The 17,709-nt window shown below is 31.0% G+C and carries 15 protein-coding genes and 1 tRNA gene; 7 read left to right on the forward strand and 9 right to left on the reverse strand.

Features of this window, described 5'->3' with window-relative positions; all coding sequences use genetic code 11:
* Positions 1–278 (reverse strand): dephospho-CoA kinase (gene coaE, locus ACJAX4_RS13750; RefSeq protein ID WP_435790028.1); only part of this gene is annotated, 278 nt, incomplete at its 3' end.
* Positions 279–326: 48 nt separating this feature from the next.
* Positions 327–2,942, reverse strand: a complete 2,616-nt coding sequence (gene polA / locus ACJAX4_RS13755) for a DNA polymerase I (RefSeq protein WP_435790029.1) — start codon at positions 2,940–2,942, stop codon at positions 327–329.
* 270 nt (positions 2,943–3,212) lie between these two features.
* Here polA and ACJAX4_RS13760 point away from each other — a divergent pair.
* Positions 3,213–3,299 (forward strand) — tRNA-Leu (locus tag ACJAX4_RS13760).
* Between the two features lie 190 nt (positions 3,300–3,489).
* Here ACJAX4_RS13760 and aspD read toward each other — a convergent pair.
* From aspD to ACJAX4_RS13775, 3 genes are all read right to left on the reverse strand, one after another.
* Positions 3,490–5,124, reverse strand: coding sequence for an aspartate 4-decarboxylase (aspD, locus tag ACJAX4_RS13765; RefSeq protein WP_435790030.1), 1,635 nt, complete (start codon positions 5,122–5,124; stop codon positions 3,490–3,492).
* 45 nt (positions 5,125–5,169) lie between these two features.
* Complete coding sequence (locus tag ACJAX4_RS13770) at positions 5,170–5,613, reverse strand: Lrp/AsnC family transcriptional regulator (RefSeq protein WP_435790031.1); 444 nt, start codon at positions 5,611–5,613, stop codon at positions 5,170–5,172.
* A gap of 65 nt (positions 5,614–5,678) precedes the next feature.
* Positions 5,679–6,659 (reverse strand): asparaginase, encoded by a 981-nt coding sequence (locus tag ACJAX4_RS13775; RefSeq protein WP_435790032.1) that lies wholly within the window; start codon positions 6,657–6,659, stop codon positions 5,679–5,681.
* 733 nt (positions 6,660–7,392) lie between these two features.
* On the opposite strand from ACJAX4_RS13775, the gene ACJAX4_RS13780 reads away from it, so the two are divergent.
* Positions 7,393–7,674 (forward strand): hypothetical protein, encoded by a 282-nt coding sequence (locus tag ACJAX4_RS13780; RefSeq protein ID WP_435790033.1) that lies wholly within the window; start codon positions 7,393–7,395, stop codon positions 7,672–7,674.
* 339 nt (positions 7,675–8,013) lie between these two features.
* Here the strand turns inward: ACJAX4_RS13780 and ACJAX4_RS13785 are convergent, their stop codons facing one another.
* A complete protein-coding gene (locus tag ACJAX4_RS13785; protein ID WP_435790034.1) occupies positions 8,014–8,655 on the reverse strand; it encodes a lysostaphin resistance A-like protein in 642 nt (213 codons plus the stop codon).
* Positions 8,656–9,322: 667 nt separating this feature from the next.
* On the opposite strand from ACJAX4_RS13785, the gene ACJAX4_RS13790 reads away from it, so the two are divergent.
* The gene (locus tag ACJAX4_RS13790; protein ID WP_435790035.1) at positions 9,323–10,948 is read left to right on the forward strand and encodes a methyl-accepting chemotaxis protein; all 1,626 of its coding nucleotides are present in this window, start codon (positions 9,323–9,325) and stop codon (positions 10,946–10,948) included.
* A 202-nt stretch (positions 10,949–11,150) separates the two neighbouring features.
* Here ACJAX4_RS13790 and ACJAX4_RS13795 read toward each other — a convergent pair whose 3' ends face one another.
* A complete protein-coding gene (locus tag ACJAX4_RS13795; protein WP_435790036.1) occupies positions 11,151–11,834 on the reverse strand; it encodes a TetR/AcrR family transcriptional regulator in 684 nt (227 codons plus the stop codon).
* 61 nt (positions 11,835–11,895) lie between these two features.
* Positions 11,896–12,681, reverse strand: coding sequence for a GNAT family N-acetyltransferase (locus ACJAX4_RS13800; RefSeq protein WP_435790037.1), 786 nt, complete (start codon positions 12,679–12,681; stop codon positions 11,896–11,898).
* Positions 12,682–13,574: 893 nt separating this feature from the next.
* On the opposite strand from ACJAX4_RS13800, the gene ACJAX4_RS13805 reads away from it, so the two are divergent.
* The 4 genes from ACJAX4_RS13805 to ACJAX4_RS13820 all read left to right on the forward strand — a co-directional run bounded on the left by ACJAX4_RS13805 (position 13,575) and on the right by ACJAX4_RS13820 (position 17,000).
* Positions 13,575–13,718, forward strand: a complete 144-nt coding sequence (locus ACJAX4_RS13805) for a hypothetical protein (protein WP_435790038.1) — start codon at positions 13,575–13,577, stop codon at positions 13,716–13,718.
* 606 nt (positions 13,719–14,324) lie between these two features.
* The gene (locus ACJAX4_RS13810) at positions 14,325–14,717 is read left to right on the forward strand and encodes a hypothetical protein (RefSeq protein ID WP_435790039.1); all 393 of its coding nucleotides are present in this window, start codon (positions 14,325–14,327) and stop codon (positions 14,715–14,717) included.
* Positions 14,718–14,909: 192 nt separating this feature from the next.
* Complete coding sequence (locus tag ACJAX4_RS13815) at positions 14,910–16,526, forward strand: thiamine pyrophosphate-binding protein (protein WP_435790040.1); 1,617 nt, start codon at positions 14,910–14,912, stop codon at positions 16,524–16,526.
* A gap of 12 nt (positions 16,527–16,538) precedes the next feature.
* The gene (locus ACJAX4_RS13820) at positions 16,539–17,000 is read left to right on the forward strand and encodes a hypothetical protein (protein ID WP_435790041.1); all 462 of its coding nucleotides are present in this window, start codon (positions 16,539–16,541) and stop codon (positions 16,998–17,000) included.
* A gap of 355 nt (positions 17,001–17,355) precedes the next feature.
* Here the strand turns inward: ACJAX4_RS13820 and ACJAX4_RS13825 are convergent.
* Positions 17,356–17,709 (reverse strand): hypothetical protein (locus ACJAX4_RS13825; protein WP_435790042.1); only part of this gene is annotated, 354 nt, incomplete at its 5' end.

Genomic DNA, 17,709 nt, shown 5'->3' on the forward strand with positions numbered 1-17,709 from the left:
CTTATTATGAAGGGGATCATTATATCCTCAAGTTTTTTTCTCTTATCTTCGCTCTTAAATATATAGTTTCCAAGTTTTTTCCTCATAATACTACCATTTTCACTAAAAAATTCACGCCCAAATTCCTTTTTAATCTGAGTAAGTACCTCAGGATATAATATAAAAACCTCTTTAGCTACAATATCTGCATCAATAATTGGAAAGCATCTATTTCTGATCATATTAGTTACCGTACTCTTTCCACTACCTATACCACCTGTTATTCCAACTTTTAGCACTTTTTTACCCCCGCTCTTTCCACTTTAAAGTTTAGGTTTAACTCTTAACTATTTTGCCTCATACCATGTATCCCCTATGCTTATTTCTACTTCTAAAGGAACTGAAAGTTCAATAACATTTTCCATCTGTTGCTTCACTAAATCCTCAACCTGTTTTAGCTCATCCTTATACACATTTAGTATTAATTCATCGTGTACTTGGAGTATTAGTGTACTCTTTAATCCTTCTTCTTTTAATTTATGGAATACATTTACCATGGCAAGTTTAATAATATCTGCCGCACTACCCTGAATAGGCGTATTCATGGCAAGTCTTTTTCCAAAAGACTGTACAATTTTATTAGAAGAGTTTATTTCAAATATAAATCTTCTTCTATTCATAATTGTAGAAACGCTACTATTCTTTTCAGCTTCAACTACTATATCTTCCATGTATTTTTTAACATTTGGATATCTTGAAAAATAAGTTTCTATATAGGTTTTAGCTTCTTTTCTAGATACATTTATATCCTTAGCTAAACTAAATTCTCCAATACCATATACTATGCCGAAATTTACAGCTTTAGCATTACTTCTCATTTGGGATGTAACCTCTTCCATAGGTACATTAAATACCTCTGAGGCGGTTTTAGTATGGATATCAGCATGCTTAATGAAAGCCTGGGTTAAATTTTCATCTCTAGCTATATGAGCAAGTACTCTAAGCTCTATTTGAGAATAATCCGCAGATAAAATAACACAAGACTCATTGTGTGGTATAAATACACGTCTTATGGCTCTTCCCATTTCATTTTTTATAGGAATGTTTTGCAAATTAGGCTCTGTACTTGATAACCTTCCTGTTGTAGTAACTGTTTGATTGAAATTAGAATGTATTCTACAATCTGTATCAATTACTGCCTGTAGACCTTCTATGTAAGTCGAGAAAATCTTTGTGAGACCTCTATAACGAGTGATTTCCTTTATAATTGGGTGTTTATCCACAAGTGCCTCTAATACCTCTGCATTAGTCGAATATCCTGTTTTTGTTTTCTTTATAACAGGTAAATCTAATTTTTCAAATAATATCTTGCCCAGCTGTTTTGGAGACTTAATATTAAATTCATCTCCAGCTAAATCATAAATAGTAGTTTCCATTTCCTTTATATCTAACGCGAATTTCACACCTAATTCTTTTAATTTATCCTTATCTATTTTAAATCCTTCTGCTTCCATATATGATATAGCTTCTGTTAAAGGCTGCTCCACCTTGTATAGAAGTTCTCCCATATCATACTGTTCAATCTTATTTTCTAATATATCATAAAGGCTTTTTAAAAGTGCTACTTTGTTAATCCCCTTTTCATTACCTTCCCCGGAAATAGTAATTCTAAGGTTAGTCTCAATAAGGGTTTCTAAACTGTACTCGCTTTTAGCTGAATCTAGCAAATAAGCCGCAATTTCAGTATCAAATTGCACGCCTTGCAGCACAATTCCATCTTTATTAAGAGCAGTATATGCATTTTTAACAGAGTGGCTCACCTTTTTAACATCATTATTCTCAAGAATAATTTTCAAATAATTTATAGTTTTTTCTTTATCTTCATTAAATAAATCTTGAACCAGAATGCAATAATTTTCTTCATTATAATTAATGTATATGTTGTTTACTCTAATTTCAGAAAACACATTGGCATCTTTAATATCAAATATTATATATACTGTATCTTTTACTTTATTCACAAGTTCTAGCAGCGCTTGTAGTTTATCCACCACTTTAAACTCCGCAGAAAATACTTCTTCAATTGAATCCTCATCATCTGGTATTTTAGCTATTAGTGATTTGAATTGCAATTTGAAAAATAAATCTTTTACAGCACGTACATCATATTTTTCTTTTGATTTAATTGAATCTAAATCCATTTCCATAGGCACGCAAGTAATAATTGTTGCTAGCTTCTTACTAAAAATGGCCTGTTCACTATAAGTTGTTAAATTCTCAATAAGTTTCTTACCACTAAGTTTATCAATATTCATTAGAATATTTTCTATACTCTTATACTCTTTAATAAGCTTATAAGCAGTTTTTTCACCAATCCCTGGCACACCTGGTATATTATCCGAAGCATCCCCCATTAGACCTTTTACATCAATAAATTCCGTAGGGGTTACGCCGTAATCCTCTATCATGCGATTTCTATCGTATATTTCTTTTTCAGACATTCCTTTTTTGTTTATTACAATTTTAACGTTATCTGTAGCAAGTTGAAGTGCATCTCTATCTCCTGTTACTATAAACACTTCTAGCCCTTTTTCTTCTGCAAATACAGACAATGTTCCTATCAAATCATCAGCTTCATATCCATCTAATTCAAAAATATCAATAGCCATCTTTTCTAAAAGCTCTCTAACAATAGAAAACTGTCCTTTGAGCTCATCAGGCATTTTCTTTCGGCCTGCCTTATACTCTTTATATTCTTCATGACGAAAAGTAGGAGCCTTCCTATCAAAAGTGGTAACTATGTAATCTGGCTTAAACTCCTCTTTCATCTTTAAAAGCATACCTGTAAAACCATAAACTGCATTTGTATATATTCCATCTGAATTCGTTAGGGCTGGTAATGCATAAAAAGCTCTATACATAAGACTATGCCCATCCAAAATTAATAACCTTTCCTTAGCCATTGTAAATCCCTTCTTTCTACTAGGTTTGCGCATAATATATTATATCAATAAAAATATCAACTTCATAATTAATTATATTCACTATGTTGCAATTCTACTTATACTTTAGTTTTGCCTTATCACTAAACAATTATAACAGTTTATGTTGTGATATAACAATGATATGTACTAAAAACTAGCAAATTTCTTGAACACAAACTTTATATACGAAATATACTATATCTATTGCATTAATTATTAATATATGATAAAATAAATTTTGTCAGACATGCCGAAGTGGTGGAACTGGCAGACGCGCTGGACTCAAAATCCAGTGGTAGCAATACCGTGCGGGTTCGATTCCCGCCTTCGGCACCATATGTTTTAAATGTTAAGAGCACTTAGGAAGAATATTCCTAAGTGCTCTTTTCTTTGTTTTGTCCGTATTCTATTTTAAGGGAGTTTAAAACTATCCAAGAACAGTACTATAAATCAAGAAAAACTATGAACAAATAGTTAATTTATTTTTCTTGCTAACTTCTTTTAAAAATATTAAACCGATAGTATATTAGATAGTTTTAGAGTCACTCCACTCTCTTGCATATTCCTGCATTATTTTATTAAGTACTTTCCCAATTTTAGAATAAGACTCATCATTAAGATTTGCAAGTGATATTCTGATAGCCCATTCTGGTCCGTTGAACCCACTACTGCCGAGTAATACTATGGAAGACTGCTCTGCTAGACGTATAAGAATATCCACAGGTTTATAATTTCCTTGTAAGTATTGCACAAATTCTCCATTGTAATTTTGGCCTGCCCACTCCAACAAATCAAATTGAGTGTAATAATACGCATCGAAAGGATCTATTGGAAGTTCTATACCCAACCCTTCAAACAAAAGTCTTTTGCGGCGACGACAAATATTTTTTGTTAATTTTTTATACCTATTTTCTTTATCTACTAAAGCAAATAGCGAAAAGAATGCCATTTGGACTTGTTGCGGAGTTGATAACCCTGCAGTATGATTAAGAGCTACTTGACGGCTATCGGCCACTATTCTATCAATAAAAGGTATGCTATCTGGCTCGGTAGAAATTCCGCCGTAACGTCTTCTTGCTCTTTCCTTTTTATCTTCGTCTTGCTGCTTTAATAATTTATTAAATACATTGTGTTCATATAGTGAAATAGTCCCAAGACGCCAGCCTGTTACGCCAAAATATTTTGAATAAGAATATACGCCTATTGTATTGTATGGCAAATCTGCCATTAATGAACGAAACTCATCTACAAAAGTACTATATACATCATCTGAAATAATCATTAAATCCGGATTATCAGTATCAACAATATTTTTTAGCTGATTAACTGTTTCCGGTTTCATTGCAACAGAAGCTGGATTGCTGGGATTAACTATAAACAATGCTTTTATACTTGAATCTCTTATTTTTTCAATTTCTTTTGAAGAATATTGCCAGGTGCGCCTACCATCTTCGGTGATTTCGTCAGCTAAAACTTTTACAACTTCAAAATTATAACGTGGTAAATGCGGTATCTCAAGATAAGGCGTGAAAATTGGTGCCATGAGTGCGATTTTATCTCCCTTTGACAGTATATTGTTTGCAATTAATGTATCAAAAATATAGCACATTGCTGCAGTTGCACCTTCAACCCCAAAGGTCCTAAATTTTCCTTCAAGAGGCCCCTTGTATCCTAACTCTTGTATAAGGTAGTCATTAACTACACTTTCAACCTGAATTAACATTCTATCAGGCTGTGGATAATTATCCCCAATTATTCCATCTACTAATTCATGAATCCAGTCATCAGCATTAAATCCTTTCACCGTTACACCATAGTTAATCATTTTACTAAGAAGTTCAATTCCAGGGGCATCTTTGTGTGCTTTTGTAAAATCTAAAAACCTTCTGGAAGTACCTTCCTTGCTTGGCATTCCAGCTAAGTCGTGATCACTCCATACCCTACGACTTTCTTCAACTGCAAATTGACCAAAGGTGAAAAAGGCTTCTCTTGGGGATGCTGCAATCCAATTAGGATTACCTCTCCCTGCATCCAGTAGTGAGTGTGCGCTACTTTTTTTAGATTCCTCTGCAAGATCAATTAATTTATCTTTAAGTTCAAAAGGGCTTATTTTACCATAAACTTCCTCTATTTCTTTACGCTGAAGATTTAATTTATCCATGTTATTACCTCCAAGTTCAATGTTTTATTCCATAACAATATGATTTTATATATTTTTCTCATTTCCGATTACATGCTCATTTTCTACTGAGGAGAGTATTATATATGTCTCCGTATCTCCAAACATTTGTATTTTCCCAACAAGCTTTTCTAGATCTGCCACATCATCAAGTCTAGCCTTCAAAATTTTACAGTATGGCCCAGTAACATGATAGCATTCTATTATAGAATATTCTGCCTTTATAAATTCCATAAACTTTTCACTTCTCTGAACATTTATAGATACATTTATAAGCACATTAATTTTTTTCCCCAGCTTCGCATAGTTTATTTTTACTTTGTACCCTGTTATAATATCTTCTTCCTCAAGCCTCTTTACTCTCTCGGCCGCCGCTGGTGCGCTAAGTGATACCCTTTGAGCAAGCTCTTTCCTAGGTATCCTTCCGTCCTCTAAAAGTATCTCAAGGATTTTATAATCAGTAATATCCACAAATCTTCCTCCTACACTGATGCATATTTTCACTTCTTCCATATGATTATTCATATAATTTAAAATTAATAGCAGTGTTTTTCAAATATCTCCTTAATTTCAGCTAAATCATTTGTATATCCTAAAGCCAACATCAATTTAATTCTAGCCTTTTGTCCAGAAAGATTGCCACCAAGAATCACTCCTTTTTCAGTCAGTTCTCTTCCAGCGCCTTCATAGCCGTAATCATCAAGAACCCTGCCCATGAAGCATCTTGAAACTAGAACAACAGGGATATTTTTGCTTAAAGCATACTCAACTCCACAAACCATCTTGGGTGGAATATTTCCTCTTCCCATACCTTCAATGATAATTCCATCTGTTCCCGAATCTACACATAACCCTAGAAGACGCTCATCCATACCGCATGCACATTTAATAATATCTATCTTACTATGGATTCTTTTTGCAGGAATATACTGCTTCTTAGTATAGCTGTAGTAAAAATACACTTTCTTGTTTTCTATAAAACCAATAGGTCCACAATCCAAGCTTTTAAATGTATCCAATGTATGGGTATTTGTCTTAGTTACTTGAGATGCGGCATGAACCTCTTCACTCATTACTACCATGACACCTCTATCTTTTGCTTCATCTGATATTGCCGTATGCACTGCACTTATTAAATTAGAGGGCCCATCCCATCCTGATTCAGAACTGTTTTTCATTGAACCTACAAAAATTACAGGTTTTGTACCGTTATAGGTTAAATCTACAAAATACGCAGTTTCCTCTAATGAATCTGTACCATGAGTAACTATAACTCCGTCATAATCTTCAATCCCCAATTTATTATTTATTAGTATTGATAATTCTTGCATATTCTCAGGCGTAATATGTGGACCTGGCATCATACCAAAATCTAAAAATTTAATATCTGCAATATTCTCCATACCCGGAGTCAGCTTTAATATATCTTGCCCACTCATAGCAGGTACTACTGCATTTTCTTCATCCTTTTGCATAGATATAGTTCCACCAGTAAAAATTATTATAATTTTTTTCATGACAAGGCCCCATTTCTTAATTAATATATAAAAACAAATTAGATTAGTAATTTAAAAATATAATTAATCGATATTTGATTTAAACTCAGGATTTGCTATTTAAGCTAGTTTTATTTTAACATATTAATTTTACAGTTAACATGCATTTAGTAATGCAATATATGATATTAGCCTTATTAAATTATTAATTATTATACAAATTCCTAATTTTAAAAAACACCCTAAAAGTTAATTCAGAAAAAATGTTTTTTTGATGATACACTTCCACTAATTGATTACACATAAAAATAACCCTATAGTGTAGACTTTTTAGTCGTCTACTCTATAGGGTACAGTTTATTATTTCAAGATATTTTTTTTTACCCGAACTCATGTCCATGTATCCCATTACTAACATAAGTCTTGCTTTCTAATGGTTCGAATCCATATATTTTCATATATATTACAATACGATATGCGCCAAAATCATTTGGAAATGTAAAGTTAAGAGTATAACTTTTTTATAAAAAGTAGCTGTCTGTCCATCTTCTGTAAAAATTGCAAGACTGTATAGTAATGTTTCTCATAAATTTAGCTTAATGATGATGACGCTCGACACTATTGTAATTTCCTCAATGAATTGTAGCTATACCCATGTTTATATCCTTTTTTACTAAATAATGTTAAAATAGTTTTAGATATATGCACGTTAAACTAATGATTAATAAATACTTTACTATATGGGAGGTGAAAAATGAATATTAAACAAAAAAAAATCATTTCTATAATTAATGCTGTAGTTTCTCTTATTGCGATGATATTTTACAAATATTATCCAAATAAAACTGATTTCAACCTTTTGATTCGTGATATATTCAGCACAGTAATTGGGATGTATTTAATGATTGTGGCTATTATTATATTATTATTATTAAAACTAAATAAAAAAATAGATAGAAGTTTTACTTCAATAATAACTATAATTATGATGTCAGTTATATTTTTAGCTTCTCTCTCAATGCTTATTATAATTTAAAAACTAATACTATTTCTTGCCACCTAAATACTTTATTTCCTAAAAATACTTGTTTAGAAAAATATAAATTCAGAATTTATATTACCATAATCTCCTTTTAAGGCATCCGATGCTGTGACATTAACAACGTTAAAAGGAAAGTGATTTAAATGGATTAGTTTTTACATTAGTAAGTAGTCATTTTACATTGTTGCGTAAACATTATAATAAAATATTGCTAATAAATTAAATTATAAATAATTATTTATATGATTAGAGGATTACCTCTGTATTGAATGAAATTATAAACAATGGCATTAAGTATATTATCATATGTTTTCTCATACTCCTTATGTTTAATCAAATAAGTAAAAGAATAAATGTCGCAGTGACATTTGCTAAAAAATGTGAAATAGTGCACGAGTAAATATTCTTAGTTTTTTGATATATCACTCCGTAAACAATATTATCCATAAAAATAAAAAACAAGATATAAATAACTGAAATGGAGACAGCCGAAAAATTTCCTATGGCAAAAAATAATGAAGCAATGATAATCGCCCAAATTGGTTTTGTAATATTGCAAAGCTTAGTCTGGAAAAACCCTCTAAATGCTATTTCCTCAGCAAATGCTAAAATCAATAATTTAGGTATCTGTAAAAGCGATTTGTCAAATGATAACATCGATTTTTTGTCTAAAAGATACAAGTAAAACTCTGGAAGGACAAATTTAAGCAAACTAATTGATACAATACACGAAACAACAGGAATCAAAATTAACCACCAATTTTTTTTTATATCAGATAAAATGTTTTTTGGAATAAAACCGATGTCTTCCATTTTCCCTTTGTTTCTTTTGTTTTCAATAAATAAATACAATATTGAAAAAAGAACAGTTAAGCTTAAGCCAGCAACATTAGTCAAACCTACACTTGTTAAGCATAAAAATCCAAAAATTGCAATTGGAATATAAGCTTTCAATAATTCATTTCTATTTTTCATTCAAATACTCCTTTTCACATTTTTTATAATTCTTACTTCGCCATATTTTACAATTATATAGCAATTAAAGCTAATCTTCATACTAATTATAACATAATTTTTAAATATTAGATTAATAGCTTATTATATTAGTGGTAAACTCACGATAAATGTAATGTAGCTTAAATCTGTGTCTATCTTTCTTATATTTAGGCCTTTCATAACGTATTTTGCTTCACTAAGAGGTATATTTTTCGCAATAAGAACAAGTAATTGCTAGATTTGAGAAAGTAATACTTGATTATACGTAACTAATATTGATATAATTGAGCTCACAATGACACCTTCTTTTGGAATATTTTGTTGGGTTTAGATACAACAATTATATCAGATAGAAGGTGGCATTGCTGAAAACAGCTAAAACCCTTACAATAGCAAGGATTTAGATATATAAAAACAAAGATAGTGTTTACACTATCATAACAAAGGAAGGGGTGCTTTTATGATAAAAGGATTATTAGAATTTTTACGACAAGAAAAACGCAATTCTGATATTGCTGTATTTAAGAGGATTTTAGATGAAATGTGCACAATCGATGATCATAATCCAGCGTAAAAAAAATTATACATATTTGTTAAAAAATCTTAATAATTAAGATGTAAAGTCATAATAAAGGAGATGATAGAATTGTTTAATTCCCTTAGAAAAAAGGTTACAGCAGGTTTTATGTCCGTAGCAATTATAAGTATGTTAACTATGTTTGCTTTAATATCTATAAATATGGGTAGCATGCTTAACGAACAGATCATATCAGATAGTAAAATAATTATAGGACAAGCAAATATGAGTTTAGAAAATTCCAATTATGATAGCGCTTATATCCAATCTTATATGGAGGAAATATGTAAGGCACAACCTAGCATTACAAATTTTCAGTATATGGATTTAACTGGAAATATATTGTCCAATAGTGACAAAAGTCAAATAGGAAAATCAGGAGATGCAAATGCATTGGCAGCACTTAAAGATGGGAATACTAATGATTATGTAGGTGGTGAATATAAAGGAATAACTACGGTGGTTCCACAATTAATGGATGGTAAAATTGTCGGGGTATCATCAATTACAATTGATACTCAAGATATAAAATATATCGTCCTTAATATTATAAAAAAAATAGCATTATTATTCATAATAAGTTTAATTCTAATATTAATATTTGCATACTATTTTTCATCGAAAATTACAAAACCTATTAAAAATGTAGTTTCTGCATTAGAAACAATTTCTGAGGGTGATTTTACAGCCACGTTGAAAGTAGGATCTAATGATGAAGTTGGTACACTCGCTATAGCTATGAATAAAACTTTAGAAATACTTAGAGAGATGATTGGTAGTATAAAAATTACCACAAGCGACTTAAATGGTATTTCTCAGACTCTTTCGGCTTCTAGTGAAGAAGTTTCATCATCTAGCATGGAAATTACGAGTGCTATAGGTGAAGTTGCAGATGGTGCTACAACACAGAGCCAAAATCTTGTTGAATCAGTTACACTTCTTGAAGAATTCACAAAAACTTTTGATACTATAAATGAAAATGCTCAAATGGTTTCGGTTGGAAGTAGTAAAATTAAAGGGGCTGCTGATGTTGGATCATTAAGAATAGGAGAACTTGTAACTTCAGTAGAAGGTATAAGGCAAGAGTTTAAATATGTTACAGAAAAACTTATATTATTAAATGGTAGCGTAGAAAAGATTACGGCTATTACAGAGGTTATAAATAATGTTGCTGGACAAACTAATTTGTTAGCGCTTAATGCATCTATAGAAGCTGCTAGGGCTGGAGAATCAGGAAAAGGATTTGCTGTAGTTGCGGATGAGATTAGAAAGCTAGCAGAGCAAGTTTCAGATTCTTCAAATGGAATTATGGAGCTTGTGAGCACAGTTACTAAAGATACAAAGGAAGTTTCAAGTAAAGCTGACTTAGTAACTGATAAAATTGAAGAGCAGGTCGTTACAGTGGACAGTACAGTTTCCTCATTTAAGGATATATTGGATGAAGTTAAGCTTATAGCTCCTCAAATTAAGAATGTAAATTATGCATTAGAATCCGCAGTTAAGTCTAAAGACCATGTGGTGGAAAAAGTAGAATCAGTAGCAAGTGTTTCAGAAGAAGTAGCTGCATCCGCTGAGGAAATTTCAGCCACAACAGAGCAGCAGACAGCATTTTCAGAGGAGATGACTGCAACAGCAGAAACTCTTGCGGGAATGGCACAAAGTTTATCTGAAAGCGTACAAAAGTTCAAAGTATAAAAGATAAGGTCGCTAGTATGAAAACAGTAAATTAAAATTCTTCAGGTTTATATATTTTCGCAAGAGCAAGTACTTCTTCTAATGCGAGTATATGTCAGCTGTACAATAAAATGTACTCTTTCGTGGCAATAATTGAGATAAGTGATTATCAAAGATTGTAAGGAGGAGTATTTTTTTGTCAAACATTTCAAAAAGGATATAATTAAGATTTTTTACTGTTATCATACTCTTCGCTATATAGGTAATTGCTGATATCTATTTGCTTAAGGCTGTTGTCAGTAAGTCCTAATAGCCTTTCTATCATCATACGATACGAATAAGCATAAGACATAATCTCCGATTTAATATGATTTTTGTCCATACCTTGATTTGCTGTTAACACTGCTACATTCTCTTTTGAAAAGATAAAAGATAATCTAAGTATCATTCTACTAATTTTATCAACGTTGTGTGTATCATCAAATAATTTGCCTTCTCTAATAACGTTTGAAAAAATAGGAGCAAAATATATCAAAGAAAACTTTTCCATTGTCTCTAAATACACATAATTGCTGATAGAATAATATGTTTTAAAATTATTAAGTATCTCAGTGTTAAACTCTGTATTTTCAAGTTTAGAAGATATGAGGATTTCAAATAACCTGTCGATTTTCTGAGTAATCGTCATATTACTATTTTCAAGTTCTGCATTAATATTATCGTCAAAATGTTTAACCATATCTTCTAGATATATATCCATTAAATTTTCTTTAGTTTTAAAGTGATGATAAAATGTAGCTTTACCAATCCCTACGCCGTCCGTTATTTTTTTTATAGAAACATTAGCAAATCCCTCTGATAGAAAAAGTTCATTAGCAGTCATTATAATTTTTTCTCTAGTAGTCATATTAAATTCTCCTTTTATAAGCCAACATTTTCACTAGATATTCATCTAACTGTATTACACTCTAAAAAGTCATTTCGTCGACCTTATGATAACACACAAAACCGGACTTTATAATAGTATGAATAGACGCTATATTTGTTCTATCTGTAGAACAAATAGCCTTATAGCCTCTTTCATTTGTAATCTTTCTAATAGTTGATATTATATAGCTACCTAACCCAAGTCTTCTATAATCTGTTGATACGGTCATACCTATATTAGCATAACCTTCACTGCTAATACTTGGTCTAGTCTCGCCAGTTCCTATAATTCCTCCATTATATCTAAAGAGTATAAGTTCACCTTGATTAATTCGCTGAGTCATATAATATACTAACCAGTCACCAGCCATTCCTATCCCTGTGAAATATGACATAATTTCATCCAATTCATTTATATTAGCATTGTCCATAACAATCCCATCGAATGGCATAGGGTTAATAATAACTTCGTCCTCATGAAACATATGATCATTCGTAACGATATTTGTAGATTTTTCTTTACACAACGAATAGAATATAGGGTCATTAGAACAGCATAACGCTTTCTTTACGCCATTTTGAGTAATGACTGACTCAAAAATCATTGAAATATCTTCTCTGTTTTTATCCTTAACGTAGAATTGCAGCATGACATTTTCACTATTAGTAGCAAAAAATCCATAAAAACCATCTTCATCTTCAATCTCAAAAAAATCACAAGAAGGAATAATTCCTAATTCATACATATCATCCATTGGCGATGTTAGATTATTATTATCCTTTAACATCTTATCTATATTTTTCATATCTACCTTATTAATTTTCATTATATTTTACCTCTCTCCTCATGCCGTCCGTCCGTCGGTCTGTAAAATTATATGATCATAGCTTTATTAGTATGTCAAATTTTTATTGGGGTAGTGGTCGTAATTTATGCAGAAGGCCCATTAATAAAAAACATTTACCATAAATTCAATTTAATAAAATGGGAAATTATCTTGTTATGGAGGTCATGATAGCTTTTTTATGATGCTAAACAGTTGCTATTAAACGAAAACAATGTTTTATTATTTTTATAGACCACATAGTCTAGACTTGACAGTCCATAGAAAGGAAGTTTCATTTATGAATAATAAAATATGTGTTATAACCAGATCTAATTCCGGAATAGGCAAACAGGCTGCAATTCAAATAGCAAAGGAAGGGTATCACAGATAAATCTGAAGAATTCTGTGCAGCTTCAAATTACTTTCCATATAAAGTAAATTTAACTCCATCAGTCCAATAACTTTTATATTCTCTTTGAAGTATATTTTCTATAAGGGTATACTCAGTAATTTCTCCACCTACTGAACCTTGCATTATTTGATTCCAATTAACTCAGCTAAAAAAAATTCTCATATTCTTTTCTCCTTTATAAGAATTTTTACTTTCCCCCTAAAATGAAAACATTCATACCTTCCTATAATTATTTAAGCTTCCACAAACTACATTTCTACATTAAGTTCCAATTACCACAGTATATAGTAACATTTATTTATATAAGTACTAATAAATTATGTCATCCAATTTTAGAATAAGACTCATCGAAAGGATCTATTGGGAGTTCTATACCCAACCCTTCAAACAAAAGTTTTTTGCGGCGACGACAAATATTTTTTGTTAATTTTTTATATCTATTTTCTTTATCTACTATAGCAAATAGCGAAAAGATTGCCATTTGACTTGTTGCGGAGTTGAACTTCTTAGTAAAATGATTAACTATGGTGTAACGGTGAAAGGATTTAATGCTGATGACTGCGTTCATGGATTAGTAGATGGAATAATTGGGGATAACTATCCACAGACTAGTTTTATTTCATAACAATGTGATTTTATATATTTTTCTCATTGTTCATTATATACTCATTTTTACACATAACCCTAAAAGACGCTCATCCATACCGCATGCACATTTAATAATATCTATCTTACTATGGATTTTTCTTGCAGGAATATACTGCTTCTTAGTATAGCTGTAACCAAACATCCTGGCGATTAAATACCAATTTATTTGATTTAAATAATCCCCAATCAAAGTATAATCTATAATCATCAAAAAATAACAAGCACCCCAAACCATTGAGGTACTTGCATTTGTTATGGTGCGTCGGACAGGAGTCGAACCTGCGACCACCTGGTTTGTAATAGTCAATTTTAATCGATATTAAAAAACCTCCACTCCCTTTCATATAATCATTTTACTTTTTAACTAGGTTTAAACAATGCCCTTTAGATACAATCTATAAGGGGCAAAATAAAATTAATTACCTCAATGATATTTATAAGAAGTGCTATTTTAACATAAAAATCAATAAATTAACTAAAGACATTTCTAAATTAACCGATATAACTAGAGTATTCTTAAACCAGAAAAACACTCGAATAATTTTACAAATCAAAAAAATATAATAAAAGGTGGTTAGTACAAATGATAAAAACAATAAGCACACATGACGCATATGAATTAAAGGTTGATGTTGATAGGAAGATAGTATACGAGGAATTTAAAGGAATGTTCACAAAACAAGCCGTAACTGATATGAAGAATGATTATAAAACAAAGATTCTTCCTTTATTCAAAAACGGTAAATGGGCTAAATTCTGTGATATGAGAAATTACAAATTATCAGATGGTCAAGACGCATTAGGAGAATTTGTACAATATTGTAATGATAATGGAATGGCTCATGCATCTATCATCGTTGCAAGTGCAGTGGTTAAAATGCAAATGAACAGAGTTGGTAAAAACGTAGGTGTTACTCCCGTGGCATTTACAGATGCAAAAGAAGGAGAAGCTTACTTAAAAACAATGGGATATTAGTATTAAAGGGACATCTTAAACGATGTTCCTTATTTATGTGTTGACTAAAGTAACAAATTAAGCTAAATTACTCGGGTTGTTATTTTCGCAATCATATAAGCATATCATTTTAAGTACAAAAAATAACTGAGTTTCGCAACTAAAATATATTTTATATATCGAACCTTAAAAACATAACGGAGGAAAAACATAATGAGAATAGCCGACGCAATAATAAAAGTGTTAGAAATTAATAGAGTAAATTGTGTATTCGGTATACCCGCAAGTACATTTGCAGGTATGCTTGATGCAATGAATAATAGTAATATCGAGTTTATAATTACTAAAAATGAAGCGGGCTGTTCATACTCAGCTTCAAGCTATGCAGAGCTTTCTAATGAATTAGGGGTGTGTATGTTAGCAGGAGGAGTAGGACTTAATAATTCCATTAATGGTATTGCAAACGCTCAAAGAAATAAAGCCCCAATGCTTATAATTACTGGTAACGTAAAAAGGTCATACATGGGAAAAGGTGCTTTCCAAGAGTTTGACAATGCTTCTATGGTAAAAAGCATTACAAAACACTCTACAGAGGTATCAAAAGAAGAAGAAGTTATAACTGAGCTTCAAAAAGCTATAAATATTGCACTTACTCCCCCATGTGGTCCTGTACATATTTCAATCCCATTTGATGTTCAAATGTCAGCTTTTAAAGGGGATATCAATTTAAATATGACAATAGATAAACCAGTTAACGATAATAAATCTTTAGACCAATGCATTCAAGAAATAAACAAAACAAAGAAGGGATTAATTTTTATTGGAAGAGGTACAAGAGGCCTTTCTAAAGAAATTAAAGTATTAAGCCAAAAACTCTCATGGCCCATAATATCAACATCAAATGCAAAAGGAGTTATAAATACTGATTATCCATATTATATAGGTAATTATGGATTCTGTAGTACTGACAGTGCAATTGATTACGTTGAGAAAGAAAAGATAGACTGTGTACTTTTTCTTGGTACATCTTTAGGACAATGTGCAACAAGGGATTATAATGATATCCTCATTACTGGAAGAAAAATTTTAAGAATAGATTGGGATAAACGAGAGTTTAATAAAATATTTAATGAAGATATTTCTGTTTGCTATGACTTAAAAGAAGCAATTGGTATACTTATACATAGAGTAAATAAAAAACAAGATTCTTCTTTTATTAAGCATGAAATGAATAAACCTTATATTAAAGATCATACAGGTATATCTCTAAGGTTATTATTTGAAAAGTTCCCTGATATACTACCAAAAAATACATGCTTACATGCAGATACAGGAGACTATTTCAATTATGTATATAAGTATCTACCAATAAGAGAGGATATGTACCTTCATACAAGTCTGAATTATGGTTGCATTGGTACAGCTTTAGCAGGAGTCATGGGTTCATATATGTATAATAAAAAGATACCTTACGCTGTAATTGCAGGTGATGGAGCATTTTACATGAATGGAACAGAGATATTAACAGCTAAAGAATACAGTATGCCTATAATATATTTTATAATTAACAATTCTATGTTTGGTCTTATAAAAAATGGAATGAAAGCTCTATTTGGAAGAGATTGTAACGCTAAGATTGTGTTTCAAAAAAATAGCATCGCATCAATTGCAGAGGCGATGGGCTTAGAGGCAGTACAAATTACTGATTTAAGCCAGTTTGATAGCATAAAGGACCTTATTACTAATAGAACTGCTCCTTTGGTTGTAGAAATCATTACTGACGGAACAGAGGTATTCATTGACAAAGATAGAATCAAAAAATTGATATAAAGGAGAGATAATATGTATAAAGTATTTAATGAACTACTTGGTAAATTAAAAGAAATTATTCCTGTAGATGACCTTGCATATCTAACTGTTAAAAACGATGAAGAAGCCTTTGCATTTTATAAAAATGATACTAAAATGGGAGACATAGAAACATGGAAGAAATTTCATAGGGAAGACTACCCTACAATAATTAAGAATATTCCTGTTCTTATTAAATTAGTAACTACTAAGAAATACGTTGCAATTGAAAATACTCATAAAATGCTGCCAACACAAAAGGAATTCAAAGTGCTAAACATATATAGTATATACTTATTCCCTATTGTGCGAGATTCTAAAGTAGTAGGATTTGTAGATATTCCATACACATGTAATTATCATGTAATTAATAAAGATACACTTAATAAAATTCAACTTTTAGTTAATGATTATAGTGACAAGATAGTAGAAACAGTTTTAGAATATAATAAATAAAGCAAAAAAGGCATACTTGTCTCAAATAAATTAACTGACTCTACTTTGTAGGGTCTTATTTGTTATACTTAATACATCTAGTTAGGAAAGTGCTGCTATGGGTCTTGATCATCATATACTCGGAAAGAGATGAAAAGACAAGGTATAGTTTTTTATTAAACAACGTACAAAATTTTGATCTTCAGCTTCTATGTGTACTAGCAGTACTATGCTTTATCCCAGTATAGTTAACATGTAAAATATAGACTATTAATATATTCATGAACTATTTCACCAGTCTTAATTTCGCTGGCTTCAGGGCCGTTATTTTCTAATGCTAAAGTCATATTTTAAACATTATCGTTTAGTACGTAGTTTAATGTGTAATGGAAGTTTTAGTGGATAAATAGAAGTTGTAGTTAGTGTTCCCGTTAGTCACTACAAGTATATCTCCTGTTACAATCGTAGCATCAGTTCCTAAAGTATTGTTGTCCTTATCTTCAAAAGTTAAGGTATATGAACCAGTATTAGTTAAGCCACCTATTAAACTTGATACAGAAGTTCCTACTGGTATGTATAGTATTCTATTCTGAATGATAATACCAAGCGAGCTAGAAATCCCAAGTGGTCGATAGTTTACTTGTTGATAAACAAGTAGCTTTACCCCGGCTAAATTATAAATATTATCTGGTAGTATAATCGTTCCGGATATTTGGACATTTTCTGATAT

Source organism: Clostridium sp., assembly GCF_051278035.1.
In the GTDB taxonomy this organism is placed as follows: Bacteria; Bacillota; Clostridia; order Clostridiales; family Clostridiaceae; genus Clostridium_AD.

Excerpts from the sequence above, each read along its gene's own strand:
- polA (WP_435790029.1), bottom strand. The coding sequence starts at position 2,942 with ATGGCTAAGGAAAGGTTATTAATTTTGGATGGGCATAGTCTTATGTAT.
- aspD (WP_435790030.1), bottom strand. The coding sequence starts at position 5,124 with ATGGATAAATTAAATCTTCAGCGTAAAGAAATAGAGGAAGTTTATGGT.
- ACJAX4_RS13775 (WP_435790032.1), bottom strand. The coding sequence starts at position 6,659 with ATGAAAAAAATTATAATAATTTTTACTGGTGGAACTATATCTATGCAA.
- ACJAX4_RS13780 (WP_435790033.1), top strand. The coding sequence starts at position 7,393 with ATGAATATTAAACAAAAAAAAATCATTTCTATAATTAATGCTGTAGTT.
- ACJAX4_RS13785 (WP_435790034.1), bottom strand. The coding sequence starts at position 8,655 with ATGAAAAATAGAAATGAATTATTGAAAGCTTATATTCCAATTGCAATT.
- ACJAX4_RS13795 (WP_435790036.1), bottom strand. The coding sequence starts at position 11,834 with ATGACTACTAGAGAAAAAATTATAATGACTGCTAATGAACTTTTTCTA.
- ACJAX4_RS13800 (WP_435790037.1), bottom strand. The coding sequence starts at position 12,681 with ATGAAAATTAATAAGGTAGATATGAAAAATATAGATAAGATGTTAAAG.
- ACJAX4_RS13810 (WP_435790039.1), top strand. The coding sequence starts at position 14,325 with ATGATAAAAACAATAAGCACACATGACGCATATGAATTAAAGGTTGAT.
- ACJAX4_RS13815 (WP_435790040.1), top strand. The coding sequence starts at position 14,910 with ATGAGAATAGCCGACGCAATAATAAAAGTGTTAGAAATTAATAGAGTA.
- ACJAX4_RS13820 (WP_435790041.1), top strand. The coding sequence starts at position 16,539 with ATGTATAAAGTATTTAATGAACTACTTGGTAAATTAAAAGAAATTATT.